17 protein-coding genes are annotated in these 20,563 nt (G+C 58.0%); 11 read left to right on the top strand and 6 right to left on the bottom strand.

Annotated elements, in window-relative coordinates; all coding sequences use genetic code 11:
* Positions 1-136 precede the first annotated feature (136 nt).
* From rho to HGP17_RS30525, 6 genes are all read left to right on the top strand, one after another.
* Complete coding sequence (gene rho, locus HGP17_RS30550; RefSeq protein WP_004127423.1) at positions 137-1,402, top strand: transcription termination factor Rho; 1,266 nt, start codon at positions 137-139, stop codon at positions 1,400-1,402.
* Between the two features lie 136 nt (positions 1,403-1,538).
* The gene (gene mnmE / locus HGP17_RS30545) at positions 1,539-2,858 is read left to right on the top strand and encodes a tRNA uridine-5-carboxymethylaminomethyl(34) synthesis GTPase MnmE (protein ID WP_168815204.1); all 1,320 of its coding nucleotides are present in this window, start codon (positions 1,539-1,541) and stop codon (positions 2,856-2,858) included.
* 108 nt (positions 2,859-2,966) lie between these two features.
* Positions 2,967-4,847, top strand: a complete 1,881-nt coding sequence (gene mnmG, locus HGP17_RS30540) for a tRNA uridine-5-carboxymethylaminomethyl(34) synthesis enzyme MnmG (RefSeq protein WP_168815332.1) — start codon at positions 2,967-2,969, stop codon at positions 4,845-4,847.
* A 25-nt stretch (positions 4,848-4,872) separates the two neighbouring features.
* A complete protein-coding gene (gene rsmG, locus HGP17_RS30535) occupies positions 4,873-5,490 on the top strand; it encodes a 16S rRNA (guanine(527)-N(7))-methyltransferase RsmG (RefSeq protein WP_168815202.1) in 618 nt (205 codons plus the stop codon).
* 21 nt (positions 5,491-5,511) lie between these two features.
* Positions 5,512-6,309, top strand: a complete 798-nt coding sequence (locus HGP17_RS30530) for a ParA family protein (protein ID WP_168815331.1) — start codon at positions 5,512-5,514, stop codon at positions 6,307-6,309.
* A 31-nt stretch (positions 6,310-6,340) separates the two neighbouring features.
* Complete coding sequence (locus HGP17_RS30525; RefSeq protein WP_168815200.1) at positions 6,341-7,225, top strand: ParB/RepB/Spo0J family partition protein; 885 nt, start codon at positions 6,341-6,343, stop codon at positions 7,223-7,225.
* Between the two features lie 120 nt (positions 7,226-7,345).
* On the opposite strand, the gene holA is transcribed toward HGP17_RS30525, so the two are convergent.
* Genes holA through leuS form a run of 3 tightly spaced genes read right to left on the bottom strand, consistent with a single transcriptional unit; the run spans position 7,346 to position 11,538 of the window.
* A complete protein-coding gene (gene holA, locus HGP17_RS30520; protein WP_168815198.1) occupies positions 7,346-8,383 on the bottom strand; it encodes a DNA polymerase III subunit delta in 1,038 nt (345 codons plus the stop codon).
* 13 nt (positions 8,384-8,396) lie between these two features.
* Positions 8,397-8,918 (bottom strand): hypothetical protein, encoded by a 522-nt coding sequence (locus tag HGP17_RS30515; RefSeq protein ID WP_168815196.1) that lies wholly within the window; start codon positions 8,916-8,918, stop codon positions 8,397-8,399.
* The gene (gene leuS / locus HGP17_RS30510; RefSeq protein ID WP_168815194.1) at positions 8,908-11,538 is read right to left on the bottom strand and encodes a leucine--tRNA ligase; all 2,631 of its coding nucleotides are present in this window, start codon (positions 11,536-11,538) and stop codon (positions 8,908-8,910) included. The genes HGP17_RS30515 and leuS overlap by 11 nt, the downstream gene beginning before the upstream one ends.
* 200 nt (positions 11,539-11,738) lie before the next feature.
* Here leuS and HGP17_RS30505 point away from each other — a divergent pair, with 200 nt between their 5' ends.
* Positions 11,739-12,398: a YggS family pyridoxal phosphate-dependent enzyme gene (locus tag HGP17_RS30505; protein ID WP_168815187.1), complete on the top strand. Its 660-nt coding sequence runs from the start codon at positions 11,739-11,741 to the stop codon at positions 12,396-12,398.
* 60 nt (positions 12,399-12,458) lie between these two features.
* Here the strand turns inward: HGP17_RS30505 and HGP17_RS30500 are convergent, their stop codons facing one another.
* Positions 12,459-13,166, bottom strand: a complete 708-nt coding sequence (locus HGP17_RS30500; RefSeq protein WP_168815186.1) for a DUF1013 domain-containing protein — start codon at positions 13,164-13,166, stop codon at positions 12,459-12,461.
* Positions 13,167-13,388: 222 nt separating this feature from the next.
* On the opposite strand from HGP17_RS30500, the gene acs reads away from it, so the two are divergent.
* A complete protein-coding gene (acs, locus tag HGP17_RS30495) occupies positions 13,389-15,347 on the top strand; it encodes an acetate--CoA ligase (protein WP_168815185.1) in 1,959 nt (652 codons plus the stop codon).
* Positions 15,348-15,387: 40 nt separating this feature from the next.
* On the opposite strand, the gene HGP17_RS30490 is transcribed toward acs, so the two are convergent.
* Both HGP17_RS30490 and HGP17_RS30485 read right to left on the bottom strand, forming a co-directional pair.
* Positions 15,388-15,768 carry a hypothetical protein gene (locus HGP17_RS30490; RefSeq protein WP_168815184.1) on the bottom strand — a complete coding sequence of 127 codons (381 nt, stop codon included), beginning with the start codon at positions 15,766-15,768 and terminating at the stop codon, positions 15,388-15,390.
* Positions 15,769-15,839: 71 nt separating this feature from the next.
* A complete protein-coding gene (locus HGP17_RS30485; RefSeq protein WP_168815330.1) occupies positions 15,840-16,067 on the bottom strand; it encodes a DUF1674 domain-containing protein in 228 nt (75 codons plus the stop codon).
* Positions 16,068-16,244: 177 nt separating this feature from the next.
* Here HGP17_RS30485 and htpX point away from each other — a divergent pair, with 177 nt between their 5' ends.
* The 3 genes from htpX to HGP17_RS30470 all read left to right on the top strand — a co-directional run bounded on the left by htpX (position 16,245) and on the right by HGP17_RS30470 (position 20,545).
* Positions 16,245-17,243: a zinc metalloprotease HtpX gene (gene htpX, locus HGP17_RS30480; protein ID WP_168815183.1), complete on the top strand. Its 999-nt coding sequence runs from the start codon at positions 16,245-16,247 to the stop codon at positions 17,241-17,243.
* Entirely contained in the window at positions 17,240-18,649 is a 1,410-nt protein-coding gene (locus HGP17_RS30475; RefSeq protein WP_168815181.1) for an RsmB/NOP family class I SAM-dependent RNA methyltransferase, read from the top strand. Before htpX ends, HGP17_RS30475 begins: the two co-directional genes overlap by 4 nt.
* A 249-nt stretch (positions 18,650-18,898) precedes the next feature.
* On the top strand, positions 18,899-20,545 hold the full coding sequence (locus HGP17_RS30470; RefSeq protein ID WP_168815179.1) for a heparinase II/III family protein: 1,647 nt from the start codon (positions 18,899-18,901) through the stop codon (positions 20,543-20,545).
* Positions 20,546-20,563 lie beyond the last annotated feature (18 nt).

Raw genomic sequence — 20,563 nt, 5'->3', positions numbered from 1 at the left:
AGAAAGTGAGTCGCTATTTTCCCGCCATCTTCTCTTCGTGGCATGTATCCATTCTGTCGCCCGCGAGCGCCCCTGTCGCGGTTCTGAATACGAACAACATTGCCTTTCCCTTCCAGAAAAATGAGTAATTCCCTTCATGGCTGAAATGAAGCTTCAGGAACTGAAAAATAAATCCCCGACCGATCTTCTGGCCTTTGCCGAATCGCTCGAGGTCGAAAACGCCAGCACGATGCGCAAACAGGAATTGATGTTTGCAATTCTCAAGGTGCTCGCAAGCCAGGACGTGGAAATTATCGGCGAGGGCGTCGTCGAAGTTCTGCAGGATGGCTTCGGTTTCCTCCGTTCTGCCAACGCAAACTATCTTCCAGGTCCGGACGACATCTACATCTCTCCCTCCCAGATTCGCCGCTTCTCGCTGAAGACGGGCGACACGGTTGAGGGACCGATCCGTGGACCGAAGGAAGGCGAGCGTTATTTCGCACTGCTCAAGGTCAACACGATCAATTTCGACGATCCGGAAAAGATCCGTCACAAGGTTCACTTTGACAATCTGACGCCGCTCTATCCGAACGAGCGTTTCCGTATGGAACTCGACGTCCCCACGTCGAAGGATCTGTCGCCGCGCGTCATCGATCTGGTGGCGCCGCTCGGCAAGGGCCAGCGCGGCCTAATCGTCGCACCGCCGCGTACCGGTAAAACTGTTCTCCTGCAGAACATCGCTCACTCCATCACCGCCAATCATCCCGACTGCTACCTGATCGTTCTTCTGATCGACGAGCGTCCGGAAGAAGTGACCGACATGCAGCGCTCGGTTCGCGGTGAAGTCATTTCCTCGACGTTTGACGAGCCGGCGGTTCGCCACGTTCAGGTCGCCGAAATGGTCATCGAGAAGGCGAAGCGTCTCGTCGAGCATGGCCGTGACGTTGTTATCCTGCTCGATTCCATCACCCGCCTTGGCCGCGCCTACAACACTGTCGTTCCCTCTTCCGGCAAGGTTTTGACCGGTGGTGTCGACGCCAACGCCCTGCAGCGCCCGAAGCGCTTCTTCGGTGCCGCCCGTAACATCGAGGAAGGTGGCTCTTTGACCATTATCGCGACCGCGCTGATCGATACCGGCAGCCGCATGGACGAAGTGATCTTCGAAGAATTCAAGGGCACGGGTAACTCGGAAATCGTGCTCGACCGCAAGGTTGCGGACAAGCGCATCTTCCCGGCGATGGATATCCTCAAGTCGGGTACGCGTAAGGAAGACCTGCTGGTGCCACGCCAGGATCTGCAGAAGATCTTTGTTCTGCGCCGAATCCTTGCGCCGATGGGCACGACCGATGCAATCGAATTCCTGATCGACAAGCTGAAGCAGACGAAGAACAATCCGGATTTCTTCGACTCGATGAATACCTGATTTATCGATCGGGCCCATGTGACGCTCGCTGGCGTCATTCATCATGTGATACAATCGGGTCGCTACCAGCGGCCCGATTTGCTTTATGAGTCACACGGGCTTGGCCCGAATAATCGATTCGGATGCGGATCAATTGATGCAGTCAACCAACGATACGATCTATGCGCTGTCCAGCGGCGGGCTTCCGTCAGGCGTAGCCGTCGTTCGCATCAGCGGGCCGCAAGCCCTTGATGCCACGAAGGTATTGTGCGGATCATTGCCTGCACCGCGAACAGCTTCACTAAGAACGATTCGGACTCGTAACGGTCTGGTCCTTGATCGTGGTTTGATTCTCGTCTTTCAGGGTCCTGCATCTTTCACTGGCGAGGATTGCACCGAGATTCACGTTCATGGCGGCAAGGCCGTCGTCGCTGCCCTTCTTGCGGAGCTCGAAAGCCTCGACGGATGCCGCCTTGCTGAGAATGGCGAGTTCTCGCGGCGCGCGCTGGAAAACGGCAAAATGGATCTGGTCGAGGTCGAAGGTCTCGCCGATCTAATCGCATCCGAAACGGAAATGCAGCGGCGGCTGGCGGTGGAACATTCCGCCGGTGGTCTGTCTCTGCTCTACAATGGCTGGGCTGATCGGTTAACCCGTGCTCGTGCTCTCATTGAGGCCGAGTTGGATTTTGCCGATGAAGACGACGTTCCGGGATCGGTCTCGGATCTCGTTTGGAATGATATGGCCAGCTTAAGGACGGAACTGACCGATCATCTGGCTGGTGCCGATTTTGGTGAAATCATTCGCGATGGTCTGAAGGTGGTCATCGCTGGTCCACCGAATGCTGGTAAGTCCAGTCTGATGAATATGCTTTCCCGGCGCGAAGTTGCGATCGTGACGGATATCGCTGGCACCACGCGCGATGTACTGCATGTGGATCTGAATATTGAAGGCTATGCGGTCAAGCTTTATGATACGGCCGGTCTTCGTGAGACCGATGAGGTGGTTGAGCGCGAGGGAATACGCCGTGCGTTGAAAACTGTTGCTGACGCCGATATCGTCCTGTCTCTCGCCGAAGTGGGCGATCGCGCTCAGGCAGAATTTCCCGGCTTTGACGGCAGGGTTATCAAGGTTGGCACCAAAGCCGACCTTCATGTTATGACGACTGGAGACTATGATCTCCGCATCTCATCGAGAACCGGCGCCGGTTTGGCTGACTTCCATGCGATGTTGGTGGATGATTTGCGGGAGAGATCCGCGTCACTGACTTTGGCACTTCCGAGCCGGCTGCGCCATCGCGCCCTGCTTTCGGAAAGCCTGAAGGCGTTGACCTCAGCACTTGAATGGAAATCCAGCGGACTCGATATTCGAGCGGAATATCTGCGGCAGAGTGGAAATAGTTTGGGCCGCATCACAGGTCGTGTCGATGTTGAAGATCTCCTGGATGTGATCTTCTCCGAATTCTGTATCGGCAAATGATTCACGTGAAACATCGCGGTTGTCTTATCTAGCCAGCGTTTCACGTGAAACCTTCTTGACTCCTGAAATTGGTGTGCCAAACAGGCGGCACGACCGAGGACTTTTATGATGCTCGACAAACCATATGATGTGATCGTCGTGGGTGGCGGACATGCCGGCAGTGAAGCCGCAGCTGCAGCCGCGCGGCTTGGCGCGCGGACGGCGCTCATTACCCATAAGAAAAGCACGATCGGCGTGATGTCCTGCAATCCGGCCATTGGTGGCCTCGGGAAAGGCCACCTTGTTCGGGAGATAGACGCGCTCGATGGCTTGATGGGTCGCGTGGCGGATGCTGGCGGTATCCAGTTTCGAATGCTGAATCGCAAGAAGGGCCCCGCTGTTCGTGGGCCCAGAACACAAGCGGATCGCAAGCTCTATCGTCAGGCGATGCAGGCTGAAATTGCAGCGATCGATAATCTGGACGTTATTGAGGGTGATGCCTTTGATCTGGCGATCGAGCATGGTCGCGTTGCCGCCGTCATCTTGAAGGATGGTCGAAAGTTTGCCTGTGGCGCTGTCGTGCTGACGACGGGGACATTTCTTCGCGGTCTCATCCACATCGGCGAAAAGAAGATTCCCGCGGGTCGTGTAGGCGAAGAGCCTTCGATCGGCCTCTCAGCAACCTTGTTACGATATGGTCTTGCACTTGGCCGCCTGAAAACCGGGACCCCTGCCCGGCTCGACGGAACCACGATAGACTGGGAGTCGGTCGGCCGTCAGGGGGCGGATGAGGACCCGACACCATTTTCCTTCATGACTGAAAGGATTGTGAATCCGCAGATTGACTGCGGGGTCACGCGCACGACGCCAGAAACGCACAAAATCATTGCGGACAATCTGCGCCGCTCTGCAATGTATTCCGGTCAGATTGAAGGGATTGGCCCGCGCTATTGTCCTTCAATCGAGGACAAGATTGTCAAATTTGGCGAGCGCGACGGACACCAGATCTTTCTTGAGCCCGAGGGTTTGGACGATACCACCGTTTATCCGAATGGCATTTCAACATCCCTGCCTGAAGATGTTCAGGAAAGCTTCATTCGAACCATTCCGGGGCTGGAACGAGTTCGCATTTTACAATGCGGTTACGCGATTGAATATGATCATGTGGATCCGCGTGAATTGAAGCTCTCGTTGGAAGTTGAGAAAATACCAGGCCTGTTCCTGGCCGGGCAGATCAACGGCACCACGGGTTATGAAGAAGCCGGTGCGCAGGGCCTGCTTGCCGGGCTGAATGCGGCTCGTTGTGCGTCCCGTGGTGAGCCTATCGAACTGAGCCGAACGGAATCCTATATCGGTGTGATGATCGATGATCTGACGTCTCGGGGTGTTGCCGAGCCTTATCGAATGTTTACATCGCGGGCTGAGTATCGACTTTCGCTTCGTGCTGATAACGCCGACGTGCGATTGACGCCGGTCGGCCTGTCGATCGGCTGCGTCGGCCACGATCGTGCGGAGCGCTTTCAGCGCTATATCGATAAGCTCGAGAGCGCCAGGCAACAATTGCGAGAGCTGAGCGTGACGCCGAATGAGGCTGAAAAAGCTGGCCTCCATCTTAACAAGGACGGGCAGCGTCGTTCCGCCTATGAATTGCTTTCTTATCCAGAGCAATCGATCGGTTCGCTTTCGACGCTGTGGCCGCAGCTTGCAGAAATTGAACGTGCCGTTGGTGATGCTTTGGAGATCGAAGCTGCCTACGCCGTGTATATGGATCGTCAGACCTCAGACATTGTTCAGGCACGGCGCGAAGAAGAGCGCGGAATCCCGATGGATTTTGACTTTGGTGCGCTTTCCGGTTTGTCGAACGAGCTGAAGCAAAAGTTGACGTCGGCGCGGCCTAAGAACATTGCGCAGGCCTCTCGTATTGACGGTATGACGCCGGCGGCCATATCGCTGCTCCTGGCACATCTTAGGAAGCTGGGGCTTGCTGAAGAGCGGAAGCTCGTTTCCTGACACTACAAGGCTTGAGAGTCCAAATATGGAATTGAACGGTGTGCGTGTTTCACGTGAAACACAGGAGCGACTTACGCATTTTGCGGAGCTCTTCCAGAAGTGGGCGAAGACGATCAATCTCGTCGCGCCGTCTACACTGGCGGATTTCTGGCAGCGGCACATTGCCGACAGTGCGCAGATATTTCAGCTCCATCCACAGCCGTACCATTGGGTTGATCTGGGTAGCGGAGGTGGTTTTCCAGGCATCATCACTGCGATTCTTCTGACAGAATTGGGCTCCGGACACGTTGATCTTGTAGAGAGCAATCAGAAGAAGGCTGCATTTCTACGTGTATGTCTTCGGGAATGCGGGGCACGCGGCACTATTCACGCGATCCGAATTGAAGATGCACCCGCTATTATCCCTCACGGCGATATTATATCCGCGCGCGCTCTTGCTGAATTGGATATGCTGCTTGCGTATTCGGCACCATGGCATGAACGCAATGAAAATCTCCGCCTTTTGCTGCATAAAGGCCGGGATTATGATCGGGAGCTTCAGAAAGCCCGTGGCCGTTGGGAATTCGATCTGGTAAAACATCAGAGTGTCGTCGAGCGGGATTCTGTGATTTTGGAGTTTAGCCGCCTTCGACGCCTGATTTAACCGAAATTGGATATGCGGCAGATGATCGGCGAGCGAAATCGTATTATTACCATCGCAAATCAAAAGGGCGGCGTTGGAAAGACGACGACCGCGATCAACTTGGCGACGGCGCTGGCTGCCATCGGTGAGCGCGTGCTGATTGTCGATCTCGATCCGCAAGGGAATGCAAGCACGGGCCTTGGAATAGAGCGCCGCGATCGCAAACTATCTTCTTACGATCTGCTGGCTGGCGGCCATACGATTCTGGAGACGGTGCAGGAGACGGCTGTTCCAAATCTCTTCATCGTGCCCTCGACTATGGATCTGCTTGGCGTCGAGATGGAGATTGCGCAGCAACCGGATCGCGTTTTCAAGCTTCGCCGCGCATTGAATAGCTCCGAAGCGCTGGCTTTCTCCTATATCCTCGTCGATTGCCCGCCATCATTCAATTTGTTAACCATGAATGCAATGGCTGCCGCCCATTCGGTGCTGGTGCCGCTGCAGTGTGAATTCTTCGCCCTTGAAGGGCTGAGCCAGTTGCTTGAAACGGTCGATCAGGTTCGTCGTACGGTCAATCCATCGCTGGATATCCAAGGTATCGTGCTGACGATGTTTGATTCACGCAATAACCTTGCGCAACAGGTCGTCAATGACGTGCGCACCCATTTGGGCGAAAAGGTCTACCATACGTTGATTCCACGCAATGTTCGCGTTTCAGAGGCGCCTTCTTACGGCAAGCCCGCTATCCTCTACGACCTGAAGTGTGCGGGAAGTCAGGCATATCTGCAGCTTGCGTCGGAAGTGATCCAGCGCGAGCGCCAGCGGAAGGCTGCGGCCTGATATAGTATTTGTTCCAGAGTGAGTATCGGCGATGAATGATGATCTTTCGAAACGGCGTCTCGGACGCGGGTTAGCGGCTCTCATCGGTGAGATGGATCAGCCGACGCCTGTCGAGGCCGGTCGTCCTGCCGTCAATCCTGATCGCCTGGTGCCCATCGAGTTCATCAGCCGGAACCCTAGAAATCCTCGTCGTTACTTCGACGAAACGGAACTGCATGATCTTGCGAGTTCCATTCGTCAGCACGGTATTGTTCAGCCGGTGGTGGTTCGTACCGTTTCGACGGAGCGCTACGAAATCATCGCAGGTGAGCGGCGTTGGCGTGCGGCGCAGCTGGCCGGCTTGATCGAGATCCCAGTCATCGTTCGTGACGTCGATGACAAGACGGCGCTCGAGATTGCTATCGTCGAGAACGTCCAGCGTGCCGATCTCAATCCACTTGAAGAAGCGTTGGGTTACGAGCAGCTGATCGCTGAGCATGGCTACACGCAGAATGATCTGGGCGAGATTATCGGCAAGAGCAGAAGCCATGTCGCCAACTCGCTGCGTCTGTTGAAGCTGCCCGATCCGGTGCGGGACATGCTGGCCGGCGGCAGCCTTTCGGCCGGTCACGCAAGGGCGCTGGTATCGACCTCAGACCCCGCCGCACTGGCGCGGACGATCGTGTCCAAGGGCATGTCGGTTCGCGATGCCGAGCGTCTGGCGCAGAACGATATCAAGGCACAGAACGATCCCCGCCCCGCTGGCGCCCGCAAGGACGAAAAGGATTCCGATACACTAGCGTTGGAGCGCACGCTTTCCGACACGCTCGGGCTGGATGTCGCGATCAATCATCGCGGCAATGGCGGCCAGGTGAAGATTTCCTATAAGACCTTGGAACAGCTGGAAGAAATCTGCCGTTTGCTGGAGCGCCGCTAAAGCTTTAGCTTCGATTTTTCATAAATCGGGAAACGCTCTATGTCGTTGTTTTCGCATGGTTTAACGCGGAAACAGTTGCGCAATTTCCCGAGCATTTTCCAAAACGTTTGCCGTGAAACATCAGCCCTTTCGGGCTGACTGCAGTGTCGTCGCCAGCAAGGTCTGTGTGGCGATGGTATCTTCCAGACTTGCGCGCTGGCGCGTTTGCAGGATCGCCGCTTGCAGCCTGTTCATTTCGCGCGCTATCGCCGGCGCGGTCCACGTCTTGAGCGCCTGCTCGATGATTGGTTTGCGCCGAAAATGTAGATGGCGCCCATGCGACTGCATGATTTGGGCGGGGGCCGCCCGCTTCTCGTCCATCTCGGCCCGCATTGTATCGAGCAATTGGAATTGCTTGAGGCAACCCTGCAGAACGAGAAACATTGACGCCTTGGACGATGCGATTTTCTGCATCGCATGTAGAAATGTCTGCGCGTCACCCTTCAGAATGGCATCGACGGCGTCGTCGGCTGATATGGCACTCGCATCTCCGATAATCTCGATGACATGATCTTCTTCGATCGTCCCCTGCCCGCGACAGTAAAGCGCAAGCTTTCGGACCTCATTGCGCGAGGCGATGCGATCGCCGCCCAGCAATTCGAGCAATACCTGTCGGGCTGGTGGCGCAATACGGAGATTTTCAGCTGAAAGTTCTGCGTCGATCAAGGCGTTGAGTGCCCTGGTATCATCGGCGTAACAGGGGATTGTAGCGACGGAGCGCGCCGGCTCGGCGATTTTGCGCAGTCCCGAGCCCTTCTTGAGGTCGCCGGCCTCAATGATGACGAAGCTCGCATCCGGTGGATTGTCGGCAATGATCTGGAGGGAATCGACAAGCGTTTTCTCGTTGGCGGCACCGCGAATCCAGACAAGCTTTTCCCCGCCAAAGAGACCGATTGCATTGACCTCATCAAGGAGGCGGCCCGCATCACTTTGCAGATCGCTGACGTCGAGTTTGATCAGCGAGAAGGGGTCTGTCAGATCGACGCTGGTCTTGGCGGCGATCTGGCTTGCCCGTTCCGATACAAGACCGCGATCCGGCCCGTAGATGACGAAAATACGGTAATGGCGCGCGGCATTCTGCAGAAATCCGTCAAACTCGTGAGACTTGATTTCTGACATGCCGCACTCGTGCTCAGCGGCTGAGCGCGGCAGCGATATCCGCAGCCACCATTTCGGCAACTTCCCGAGCAGCGCGGTCTTCCGAATCGCGGATTGCACGTAGCTTGGCAAATTCTTGCGTCGGGAAGTCTACGAGGGACGTCACCGAGCGGCTGCCAGATTTGATGACCTTGCCGGTGCTGATTTCCTTCAGCGTAAAGGATGCGTTGACGGTGGTCCGGCCAGCGCCTGACGTGTCAGAAGACGGCAGATAGAGCACGCCACCGGTGCCAGACGAGACATTTAGGTCAACGTTGTATTTCGGTGTCTTCGTTTCGCCCGCGCCGCGCCCAGCGATAAAGACTAGCTGGTTGCGGACTTCCTGGCTTACACGCGTGCCGACATCCGAAAAGGATACTTCCGACAGCTTCTGCGTTACACCGGTGCTGACAGCATACAGCGGCCGAACCTGGCAGGCAGATAGAAGGCCGGCTACGGCCACAAGGGATGTCACCGCAGCAATGCGGGTGAACTTGAACAATCTATCAGACGACAATGTTTACGATCCTCTGTGGAACGACGATGATCTTCTTTGGCGCCTGACCATTCAATGCGCTCGTAACGGCATCCAGGGCGAGCACGGCCTGTTGCACGGCATTCTGATCTGCATCGCGCGCGATTGTCAATTCGGCGCGTTTCTTGCCGTTGATCTGAACAGGATAGGCGATCTCGTTTTCGACGACCAGAGCTTCGTCATAGGCTGGCCATGCGCTGGTCGCGATCATATGCGTGTTGCCGAGCGCGGCCGAGCATTCTTCAGCCAGATGTGGCGTGATCGGTGCGACCAAGGCAATCAGAATTTCAACCGCTTCACGGACGGCCGAGCGATAGCCCGCGTCTGCCTGACCGGCCGCGACCTTGCTCAGCGGAGCTGCCAGCGCGTTCACAAATTCGTAGATACGCGCGACGGCCTTGTTGAAAGCCAGCTTGTCGTAATCGCCCTGAACCGCTTTCAGCGTGCGATGGGCGATCTGCGAGATGGACAAGGCCTCGCCTTCCTTAGCCGGATTCGCCTCGACGGTCTTCAATGCATCTGCGGCTTCGGAGACCAGGCGCCACATGCGCTGGGTGAAGCGATGCGCACCTTCGACACCGGCTTCCGACCAGATGACGTCGCGATCTGGCGGTGAATCCGAGAGCACGAAGAAGCGGGCGGTATCGGCACCGTAGGAGGCGATGATGTCATCGGGATCGACGACATTTTTCTTCGACTTCGACATCTTCTCGATCGAGCCGATGGTGACGTCTTCGCCATTCGAGAGCAGCGTCGCGCGGCGCTGGCCGTCCACTTCCTCGATGTTGATGTCGGCGGGAGACACCCATTCGCGCGTCAGGCCATTGCCGCGGCTGTAGGTTTCATGCACCACCATCCCTTGCGTGAACAGGCCCTTGAAGGGTTCCTTCACATCGAGATGGCCGGTTTCGCGCATGGCGCGGGTGAAGAAGCGTGAATAGAGCAGGTGAAGGATCGCGTGCTCGATACCGCCGATATACTGGTCGACCGGCAGCCAGTGATTGGCGGCCTTCTGATCCGTCGGCTGGCTTTCCCAAGGGGCTGTGAAGCGGGCGAAATACCAGCTCGAATCGACGAAGGTGTCCATCGTGTCGGTTTCACGGCGGGCATCCTTGCCGCATTGCGGGCAGGAGACGTGCCGCCAGGTGGCGTGTCGGTCGAGAGGATTGCCCGGCTGGTCGAAGGTGACATCGTCCGGCAGCCGGACGGGCAGATCCTTTTTCGGAACCGGCAGCACACCGCAATCATCGCAATGGATGACCGGGATCGGGCAGCCCCAGTAACGCTGACGGGAAATACCCCAGTCGCGCAGCCGGAAATTCACCTTGCGCTCGGCCTGCGGTGCATTGCCGAGGCTCGTTTCGGAGAGCTTTGCGGCCACCGTCTGGAAGGCTTCGTCCGTGCTCATTCCATCGAGGAAGCGCGAGTTCATCATGACGCCATCGCCATCGTAGGCAACGTCACCCACAGTGAAGCTTGCGGCATCCGCATCCGCGGGCATGACGACGGGCACGACTGGCAGTCCGTATTTGCGAGCGAAATCCAGGTCACGCTGGTCGCCGGACGGGCAACCGAAGATGGCGCCTGTGCCATAGTCCATCAGCACGAAATTGGCGATGTAGACGGGAAGCTCCCAGGACGGGTCGAAGGGATGGCGAACACGGATGCCCGTGTCCATGCCCTTCTTCTCGGCCGTTTCCAGCGCAGCTAACGAGGTGCCTGCGCGGCGGCATTCTTCACAGAAGGCTTCGATTGCAGCGTCCTTGGCAGCTGCTTCCTTGGCCAGCGGATGATCGGCTGAAATCGCCAGGAAAGAGGCGCCGAACAGCGTATCCGGGCGCGTCGTGTAGACGGTGATGTCGCGATCGCTGTTGGGAGCGGTTTCGGGCACGATTTCCCAGCGAACGGTCAGACCCTCGGATCGGCCGATCCAGTTTTTCTGCATCAACCGCACTTTTTCCGGCCAATGGTCGAGCGTATCCAGGGCGTCCAGCAGATCCTGGCTGAATTCGGTGATCTTGAAGAACCATTGCGTCAGTTCGCGCTGCTCGACGAGCGCGCCGGAGCGCCAGCCGCGACCGTCGATCACCTGCTCATTGGCGAGAACAGTATTGTCGACCGGGTCCCAGTTGACCTTGGACTTCTTGCGATAGACCAGGCCCTTCTCCATCATGTCGATGAAGAGCATCTGCTGACGATGGTAGTAATCGACGTCGCAGGTCGCAAACTCGCGGCTCCAGTCGAGCGACAGGCCCATGGCCTTCAGCTGGGTGCGCATCGAGGCGATGTTCTGGTAAGTCCATTCCTTCGGATGCACCTTGTTGTCGCGTGCGGCGTTTTCCGCCGGCATGCCGAAGGCGTCCCAACCCATCGGGTGAAGGACATTGTAGCCGCGGGCACGCTTGTAGCGGGCGACGACATCGCCCATGGCGTAGTTGCGCACATGGCCCATATGGATGCGGCCCGACGGATAGGGAAACATCTCTAGAACGTAATATTTCTCACGCGGATCGGCATTGTCCGTCACGAAGACCTTTTCTTCGTTCCATTTTCCCTGCCAGCGGGGCTCGGCGTCGCGTGGATTATAACGTTCGGTCGTCATCTGATCTTGTATTCCGGAAAATCATGGGGATTAAGGCGTGACCTTCACCACGAAACCACCCAAGCGTCAAGTTTAGCGGTCGCAGCAAGTGCTTTATCTTGCAAAGCAAAGCCGGATTCCGGCGCATTCACCCTTGGCAAAGGCCGTATCCCTCATTACTGCAAAGTCTGAGAAGCAAGCGTGAATATCGAGGCGAAAAGATGGAACTTCAAGAGCGCCTGAACGAAGTTCGTTCCCATATCGCGGCGGCGGAGCGCCAGGCTGGCCGGTCGGCCGGATCCGCGCAGCTGGTAGCCGTTTCCAAGACGTTCGATGCCGACCAGATTCGTCCGGCGATTTCAGCCGGCCAGCGTGTGTTCGGTGAAAATCGTGTGCAGGAAAGCCAAGGCAAATGGCCGGAGCTCAAGGCCGAAACGCCTGGGATCGAGTTGCACCTCATCGGGCCGCTGCAATCGAACAAGGTGGCTGATGCCGTTGAATTGTTCGATGTCATCGAGACGATCGATCGGGAAAAGATCGCGCGGGCTATTGCCGATGAAATGAAGCGGCAGGGCAAGGCCATCCGGCTCTACGTGCAGGTCAACACCGGTCTGGAGCCGCAAAAGGCAGGCATTGCACCTGACGACACGGTCGCCTTTGTTGAGCTTTGCCGCAAGGAGCTCGGGCTTTCGATCGAGGGTCTGATGTGCATTCCGCCGGCGGAGGAAAATCCGGGGCCGCATTTCGCCTTGCTGGCAAAACTTGCCGCACAGGCCGGTGTCGAAAAGCTTTCGATGGGCATGTCGAGCGACTATGAAATCGCCGTCGCCTTCGGCGCGACCAGCGTCCGCGTCGGATCCGCGATTTTCGGCGCGCGATAGGCCGCAAACAAAAAACCCCGGTCGAAAACCGGGGCTTCATGAAAATCAAATCGTCCGATCTCAGAACTGATCGTCGTCTTCGTCGTCCGGTGTGGTCGACTTCAGCGACTTGAGCTTGGCGAAAACGGCGTCGGCGTCGATTTCCTTTTCCTTGGGCTCGTCACGCTCATAGCTGAAGCCGAGCTTCTCCGTTTCCTGGGCGGGCTGCAGGGTCGCGCCGAGTTCGGCAGCGGTCGGCAGCGGACGGCCCTTGGCGGCCTTTTCCACTTCCATGTCGAGGTCGATCTGGCTGCAGAGACCGAGCGTTACAGGGTCCATCGGCGCCAGGTTGGCCGAGTTCCAGTGCGAACGGTCGCGGATCTGCTCGATGGTCGACTTCGTGGTGCCGACGAGGCGGGAAATCTGGGCATCCTTGAGTTCGGGATGATTGCGCACCAGCCAGAGAATGGCGTTCGGGCGATCCTGACGCTTGGAGACCGGCGTGTAGCGCGGGCCGCGGCGCTTGGATTCCGGCACGCGAACCTTCGGCTCGGAAAGCTTGAGCTTGTAGTTCGGATTGCCTTCCGCGCGGGCGATTTCGTCACGCGTCAGCTGGCCGGTCGAGATCGGGTCGAGGCCCTTGATGCCCTGTGCGGCTTCGCCATCGGCAATGGCCTTCACTTCGAGCGGGTGCAGCTTGCAGAACTGCGCGATCTGGTCGAATGACAAGGCTGTATTGTCGACAAGCCAGATGGCGGTTGCCTTCGGCATGAGCAATTGTTGAGCCATGGATATAGTCCTTCTGTCAGTCCGCGCCGGTGTCGCGGTCCGGGGTGTAACACCACAATGTCCGGGAAATACGGCCCTATATAACGATAGTGTCGCGGAATTGCAATTCTTTGCGCATGAAATGCACTTTGTCCAATTGCTGTCGTAGTTTGACCTGCTATTTATGGCCCGGAAACAGCACCCGCCATTGCGAGAGGGGTGTGAGGATTTGAGGAGGAAACAATGTCGGAAAAGATTCATCCGGTGACGAAGCCGGTCAAGGCGCATGCGTTGATCGACAAGGCGAAATATCAGAAATGGTATGAGCAGAGCGTCCAGGATCCCGACAAGTTTTGGGGCAAGCACGGCAAGCGCATCGACTGGTTCAAGCCCTACACAAAGGTCAAGAACACGTCCTTTACCGGCAAGGTTTCGATCAAATGGTTCGAGGATGGCGTGACCAACGTCTCCTATAACTGCATCGACCGGCATCTGAAGAAACATGGCGATCGCGTTGCCTTCATCTGGGAAGGCGACAATCCCTATATCGATAAGAAGGTCACCTATAACGAGCTGTACGAGCAGGTTTGCCGGTTGGCGAACGTCCTGAAAAAGCAGGGCGTCAAGAAGGGCGACCGCGTTACCATCTACATGCCGATGATCCCCGAAGCTGCCTATGCGATGCTCGCCTGCGCCCGCATCGGTGCCGTGCATTCGGTCGTCTTCGGCGGCTTTTCGCCGGAAGCTCTGGGCGGTCGCATCGTCGATTGCGAATCAACCTTCGTCATCACCTGCGACGAAGGTGTTCGCGGCGGCAAATCCATTCCGCTGAAGGAAAACACCGATACCGCGATCAAGATCGCTGCCAAGCAGAAGGTCGCGGTCAAGAATGTTCTCGTGGTGCGTCGCACCGGCGGCAAGATCGCCTGGGAAGCTGGCCGCGATCTTTGGTATCACGAGGAAATCGGCAAGGTGAAAGCCGATTGTCCGCCAGCGAAGATGAAGGCGGAGGATCCGCTTTTCATCCTCTACACCTCCGGTTCCACCGGAAAGCCGAAGGGTGTGCTGCACACGACGGCCGGCTATCTCGTCTATGCGGCGATGACGCACGAATATACGTTCGATTATCACCCCGGCGATATCTACTGGTGCACGGCCGATGTCGGCTGGGTGACCGGCCATTCCTATATCGTCTACGGGCCGCTGGCGAATGCCGCGACCTCGCTGATGTTCGAAGGCGTACCGAATTACCCCGATCAGGGCCGCTTCTGGGATGTCATCGACAAGCACAAGGTCAACATCTTTTATACTGCACCGACGGCGATCCGCTCGTTGATGGGTGCCGGCGATCAGTTCGTCAAGCGCGCGTCCCGCTCCAGCCTGCGCCTGCTCGGCACGGTCGGCGAGCCGATCAATCCGGAAGCATGGGAATGGTATTACAAGGTGGTCGGCGATAGCCGTTGCCCGATCGTCGATACCTGGTGGCAGACTGAAACCGGCGGTCACATGATCACGCCGCTTCCGGGCGCGACCGATCTGAAGCCGGGCTCTGCCACTCTGCCCTTTTTCGGCGTGCAGCCGCAGCTGGTAGATGGCGAAGGCAATGTGCTGGAAGGCGCCGTCGACGGCAATCTCGTCATCGCCGACAGCTGGCCCGGCCAGATGCGTACCGTGTATGGTGACCACGAGCGCTTCATCCAGACCTACTTCTCCACCTACAAGGGCAAGTATTTCACCGGCGACGGCTGCCGCCGTGACGAGGATGGCTATTACTGGATCACCGGTCGCGTTGACGACGTGCTGAACGTCTCGGGCCATCGTCTCGGTACGGCGGAAGTGGAATCGGCGCTAGTGTCGCACAGCCACGTGTCCGAAGCCGCCGTCGTCGGCTATCCGCATTCGATCAAGGGCCAGGGCATCTACTGCTACGTGACGCTGATGGTCGGCCAGGAAGGCTCGGATGCGCTGCGCCAGGAGCTGGTGAAACACGTCCGCGCCGAAATTGGCCCGATCGCCTCGCCGGACAAGATCCAGTTCACCCCCGGCCTGCCGAAAACCCGCTCCGGCAAGATCATGCGCCGCATTCTGCGCAAGATCGCCGAAGACGATTTCGGCGCGCTTGGCGATACCTCGACACTCGCCGATCCGGCTGTGGTGGACGATCTGATCGCCAACAGGCAGAACAAGGCGGATGCGGCGTAGCTAAAAATTCTGCTTCTTAAACGACAAGGCGCCGGGATTTTCATATCTCGGCGTCAATTTTTCCGAACGGCTTCGCTCTTCTTTTGTAACCTGCACGTGGTGAATTTGCCTTAGTACTTGTAATGGCAACGTTAAAACATTCATCAAAGCAAAAGAGTCGCCAATCGGGTATGGGAGGCGTATTGCTTTGGCCATCTATCTGATAGGCGCTCATTGCGGCACGCCCAGCAGTAGTTACTCCAACAGTATGGACCTCAACTACACGGGGAAGGCCATCGTAAGTTAAAGTCAGCAAAACACCGGTATGCAAAGCAGTTATCGCGAGCTCTTTATTAAACCCGGCCTGAGAAAAATTCTTTGGTTTAATTGAAGCAGCGGGCTTTGGCCAAACGGAGTTACCCCAGTTCGAACTCTTTCGCATTAATATCTCCATCAATTGCCGAAGATATTATTCTAAATGATTCTCTGTCTGGTCGCTAATATACTTAAGAATCAAAAATCGATCGCCCGGCCGTTGATTTCCCAATCACCGAAGCGTGCGGGGTCGGCGCCGCCGCGGCCGCCGATTTCCGCGGGGGGTTCGGCCTGAGCCTGGGCTTCCTGTGCCTTGCGGCGCTCCTCGGCTTCGGCAAGCGCGCGCTTGGCCGCAGGCGATAGTGGCTTGTGAGTGATTTCACCGGCTTCGGCGTCGAGTTTATTGTCGTTATCGGCTGTCTGCATGATCTGATCGGCCTGGAACTGTTGAATTAGGCGGCGGAATAGCCAAATCATAGAGCATGATGCCGAAAAGTGTGAACGGTTTTCGGGCGACATCATGCTCTGCTTTTTGAATCCGCTCCGGCGCGTCCGGACGGAAAGAAAAAGGTTTGGACGACAGATGTTTTGGAGACCCCTTTAATGAATCTCATGCGTACTGCCATGCTGCTTGCCTTCATGACCGCCCTGTTCATGGGCGTAGGCTTTCTGATTGGTGGTCAATCGGGCATGTTGATCGCATTCGTCGTCGCCGCCGGCATGAATTTCTTTTCCTACTGGAATTCGGACCGGATGGTGCTCTCCACCTACGGAGCGCAGGAGGTGGATGAGCGCAGCGCGCCGGAATTCTACCGGATCGTCCGCGATCTCTCCCGCAATGCCGGCCTGCCGATGCCGAAGGTCTATCTCTACGACAGCCCGCAGCCGAATGCCTTTGCTACGGGCCGCAATCCGGAAAATGCCGCCGTTGCCGCCTCGACAGGTCTTCTGCACGCGCTGACGCCGAACGAAGTGGCCGGCGTGATGGCGCACGAGCTTGCCCACGTCCAGAACCGCGACACGCTGACCATGACGATCACGGCGACGCTTGCCGGCGCCATTTCCATGCTCGGCAACTTCGCCTTCTTCTTTGGCGGCCGCCGCGACAACAACAATCCTCTCGGCATGATCGGCGTCCTCGCGGCGATGATTGTCGCGCCCCTGGCTGCGATGCTGGTGCAGATGGCGATCAGCCGCACGCGCGAATATTCCGCCGACCGTCGCGGCGCCGAGATCTGCGGCAATCCGTTGTCGCTGGCCTCCGCGCTCGGCAAGATCGCGCGTGGTGCGGCGCATGTCCCGAACGAGGCGGCCGAAGGGCATCCGGCAACGGCACATATGTTCATCATCAATCCGCTTTCCGGCGAGCGTATGGACAATCTGTTTTCCACCCATCCGAACACCGAAAATCGCATTGCCGCGCTGCATGAAATGGCGCGTAGCGGTGGCGGCCGTTCCGCGCCGATTACGCCATCTTCTGAACCAACTTCGGGGTTTGGCTCGACTGGACCGTCCTTCGCTGCTAATCCGGGACGCAAATCGCGTTCCGTGCCGAATACGGGTCGCGGTGGTTCGCAACCGCCGAAGGGTCCCTGGTCTTGAGTTCTGACACGAAAAACAACGCTTCCAACAGAGATGGAAAACGATCGGGCAAGCGGCCGCAACAATCGCGGCCGCACGATCAGTCTCCGCCGAAGCCCGGCCTTGCAGCCCGGGCCGCAGCGTCAAAGATCCTGGGAGCCGTGCTCGATCGCAAGACGCCGCTCGATGGCATGCTGGATGCCGAAGGCGGCAGCGCCGCCTATACGACGCTCAGCGACAGTGACCGTGGGCTTGTGCGCGCCATCCTGAACAGCGCGCTCAGGCATCTGCCACGCATCGAGGTGGCGATCTCGTCGCTGCTCGACACGCCTTTGCCGGAAGGCGCGCGTGCCCTGCATCATGTCCTTGTCGTCGGCGCGACGCAGATCCTCTATCTCGACGTACCGGATCATTCCGCCGTCGATCTTGCCGTCGAGCAGGCCAATCGCGATCCACGCAATCGCCGCTTCGCCAAGCTGGTGAACGCCATTCTTCGTCGCATCGGCCGCGAAAAGCAGGAGATTCTCGAGCGGGTCGCTAGCGTGCCGGCAATGCCGGACTGGTTCCTCTCCCGCCTGCAAGCGGCCTATGGCGCGCCCGCAGCGCTCAAAATTTCCGATACGCAGCTTGAGCCGGCCGCGATCGATCTTACGGTGAAATCCGATGCCGAAGGCTGGGCGAAGCGGCTGAACGGCACTGTGCTGCCGACCGGCGGCGTCCGGCTTGCCGCTTTCGAGGGCTCCATTCCCTCGCTGGAAGGTTTCGAAGAGGGTGAGTGGTGGGTTCAGGATGCCGCCGCCAGCATTCCGGCCAAGCTCTTTGGTTCGCTTTCGGGCAAGCGGGTCGTTGACCTTTGCGCAGCACCCGGCGGCAAGACCGCCCAGCTTATTCTCGCCGGGGCGGATGTGACCGCCCTCGATCAGTCCGCCAATCGGCTGAAGCGCCTGTCCGCCAATCTCGAGCGCCTCGGCCTGAAGGCCGAAACGGTCGTGGCCGACATGAGCAAATATCAGCCGGATATGCTGTTCGATGCGGCCCTACTCGATGCGCCCTGTTCGTCGACGGGCACCACACGACGCCATCCCGATGTGCTCTGGACCAAAGGGCCTGAGGATATCGCCAAGCTGGCCGCTCTCCAGGGCCGCCTCCTTCGCCACGCGCTGACGCTCGTCAAACCGGGCGGCGTGGTGGTGTTTTCCAACTGTTCGCTGGACCCTGAAGAGGGTGAAGAGCTGGTCGCGCGCCTCATCGCCGAGAAGGACGATGTCGAACGTGTGCCGATCGCTGCAAGCGACTGGCCGAGGCTTGAAGCGGCGATCTCGCCGCTTGGCGACTTCCGCACCACGCCGGATATGCTGTCGCTTTCCGATGGCTTTGCCTCCGGTCTCGACGGTTTCTTCGCAGCCGTGATTCGCCGCATCCGTTAGTTCCCGTCCGCCTTTCTTCGAAACACGGGCAGGAACTATCTCTTTGTTTTCTCGCAATTTCGGACGGAAAACCGCTATGCGCTTTTCCTGGAATTGCTCTCGGCATGTTTCGCTGTGTCGTTTACCAAACGGTAAAAAACCAGTGAACATGCACTTAATTGGTATATGGGTAACCTCTTTTTAACCACGGCTCATGAGAGTAAGCAGAGCAAATATGCAGGTCTGCGGCAGGGTTTTGTGAGTACATACATGCGGGAAGCATGGCGGCGGATGTCGCGCCGCGCGGCGTTGACGCGATTGCGTCTCACCCGCCACACGATGCGTGTGCCGGAACGCCTGATCGTGGCCCCGACCGATCTGCGCAGCGTCGATCCCTTTTTCGTCGAGGAATTGCTGAACGGCCGCATCCTGCTCGCCGGTCGCGTTCTGGAAACGCAGGGCGCCTCTCCATTTTCACTGGAATTGCCATCGCGCGCCTTTGCCGCGCGACTGCATAATTTTCGCTGGCTTCGGCACTTGCGGGCGGAAAAGAGCGATCAGGCCTCGGCGCTGGCGCGGGCGATCCTGACGGATTGGATTGCGGTCCATGGCCGCCGGTTGCACGGGCTAGCATGGTCGCCCGATATTGCGGCACAGCGGTTGATCGCACTTCTCTCACATTCACCCGTGCTTCTGCATGGTACGGATAGCGCCTTTTATCGCCGTTTCATGCGCATGCTGGTCTTTCACGTCCGCTTTTTGCGCCGGATGGCGCCATCGGCGCGCGATGGCATGACGAAGTTTCGCGTCCGCATCGCGCTTGCCATGTCCTCTGTTGCCATGCCCAACAGCGCTCTTGCCGTGAAACGCGCGGGGCAGGCGCTGGATCGCGAGATCGACCGGCAGATCCTGCAGGATGGCGGCCATATCTCCCGCAACCCACGCGTATCGTTGGAGTTGCTGCTCGATCTGCTGCCCCTGCGCCAAACCTATGTCAATCTCGGCCATGATGTGCCGATCCGGCTTATTCCCGGCATAGACCGCATGTATCCGGCGCTGCGCTTCTTCCGGCACCAGGACGGCGATCTGGCATTGTTCAACGGCGCAACCTCGACGCTTGCCAATGAGCTGATGTCGGTGTTGCGTTATGACGAGACGGCCGGCCAGGTTTTCAAGGCGCTGCCGCATACGAAGTATCACCGGCTGGCTGCCGCACAGGCTGTGGTCATCATCGATGCCGGTGGTCCCGCCTCCTCCGATCTCAGCCGCACGGCGCATGCCGGCTGTCTCTCCTTTGAGATGTCTTCGGGCAAGACGCGCTTCATCATCAATTCCGGAGCGCCGGAATTTGCCGGCGAGCGCTACCTGCAGACAGCGCGCGCCACGGCCGCGCATTCGACTGTAACGCTCAACGACACCTCGTCGAGCCAGTTCTCCAAGTCGAAATCGCTCGGGCCGATCATGGTCAGCGGCGTGAAGAAGGTCATTGTCGAGCGGGCCGAGACGGAAGATGGGCGCGATTACGTGCGTGCGGCGCATGACGGCTATCTCTCCACCTTCGGCTATGTGCATGAGCGCGAACTGAGCCTGAACGCATCAGGCACCATCCTGGCGGGACGTGATCGCTTTCTGGTGCCGGAGGGCCGCAAGCAGGCGCCGAAGGGTGACGGCATCGCATCCGCCCGCTTCCATATTCATCCCTCCATCAGCCTGCTGCAGACGGAGACCGACAGCGCCCTGCTGATCGCGCCGGATGGAGAGACCTGGGTCTTCTCCTCGCCGGGCAACGACGTGCTTGTCGCGGAAGATATCTTTTTCGCCGATCCCTCAGGCATGCGCTCCTCGGATCAGCTGGAGATCGTTTTCCAGATCGCTGAAAAGCCGGAAATCCGTTGGTTTTTATCCTATCGGCCATAGGCTAAGCTTGTCAGCTAT

This window comes from Rhizobium sp. P38BS-XIX (assembly GCF_012641435.1).
Classification (GTDB): Bacteria; Pseudomonadota; Alphaproteobacteria; order Rhizobiales; family Rhizobiaceae; genus Rhizobium.
This window is presented reverse-complemented; position numbering and strand designations above follow the sequence as displayed.

Coding starts and splice junctions, on each gene's coding strand:
- rho (WP_004127423.1), top strand. CDS start 137: ATGGCTGAAATGAAGCTTCAGGAACTGAAAAATAAATCCCCGACCGAT.
- HGP17_RS30490 (WP_168815184.1), bottom strand. CDS start 15,768: ATGCGAAAGAGTTCGAACTGGGGTAACTCCGTTTGGCCAAAGCCCGCT.
- HGP17_RS30470 (WP_168815179.1), top strand. CDS start 18,899: ATGCGGGAAGCATGGCGGCGGATGTCGCGCCGCGCGGCGTTGACGCGA.
- HGP17_RS30485 (WP_168815330.1), bottom strand. CDS start 16,067: ATGCAGACAGCCGATAACGACAATAAACTCGACGCCGAAGCCGGTGAA.
- HGP17_RS30505 (WP_168815187.1), top strand. CDS start 11,739: ATGGAACTTCAAGAGCGCCTGAACGAAGTTCGTTCCCATATCGCGGCG.
- mnmG (WP_168815332.1), top strand. CDS start 2,967: ATGCTCGACAAACCATATGATGTGATCGTCGTGGGTGGCGGACATGCC.
- mnmE (WP_168815204.1), top strand. CDS start 1,539: ATGCAGTCAACCAACGATACGATCTATGCGCTGTCCAGCGGCGGGCTT.
- HGP17_RS30500 (WP_168815186.1), bottom strand. CDS start 13,166: ATGGCTCAACAATTGCTCATGCCGAAGGCAACCGCCATCTGGCTTGTC.
- holA (WP_168815198.1), bottom strand. CDS start 8,383: ATGTCAGAAATCAAGTCTCACGAGTTTGACGGATTTCTGCAGAATGCC.
- HGP17_RS30525 (WP_168815200.1), top strand. CDS start 6,341: ATGAATGATGATCTTTCGAAACGGCGTCTCGGACGCGGGTTAGCGGCT.
- acs (WP_168815185.1), top strand. CDS start 13,389: ATGTCGGAAAAGATTCATCCGGTGACGAAGCCGGTCAAGGCGCATGCG.
- htpX (WP_168815183.1), top strand. CDS start 16,245: ATGAATCTCATGCGTACTGCCATGCTGCTTGCCTTCATGACCGCCCTG.
- leuS (WP_168815194.1), bottom strand. CDS start 11,538: ATGACGACCGAACGTTATAATCCACGCGACGCCGAGCCCCGCTGGCAG.
- rsmG (WP_168815202.1), top strand. CDS start 4,873: ATGGAATTGAACGGTGTGCGTGTTTCACGTGAAACACAGGAGCGACTT.
- HGP17_RS30530 (WP_168815331.1), top strand. CDS start 5,512: ATGATCGGCGAGCGAAATCGTATTATTACCATCGCAAATCAAAAGGGC.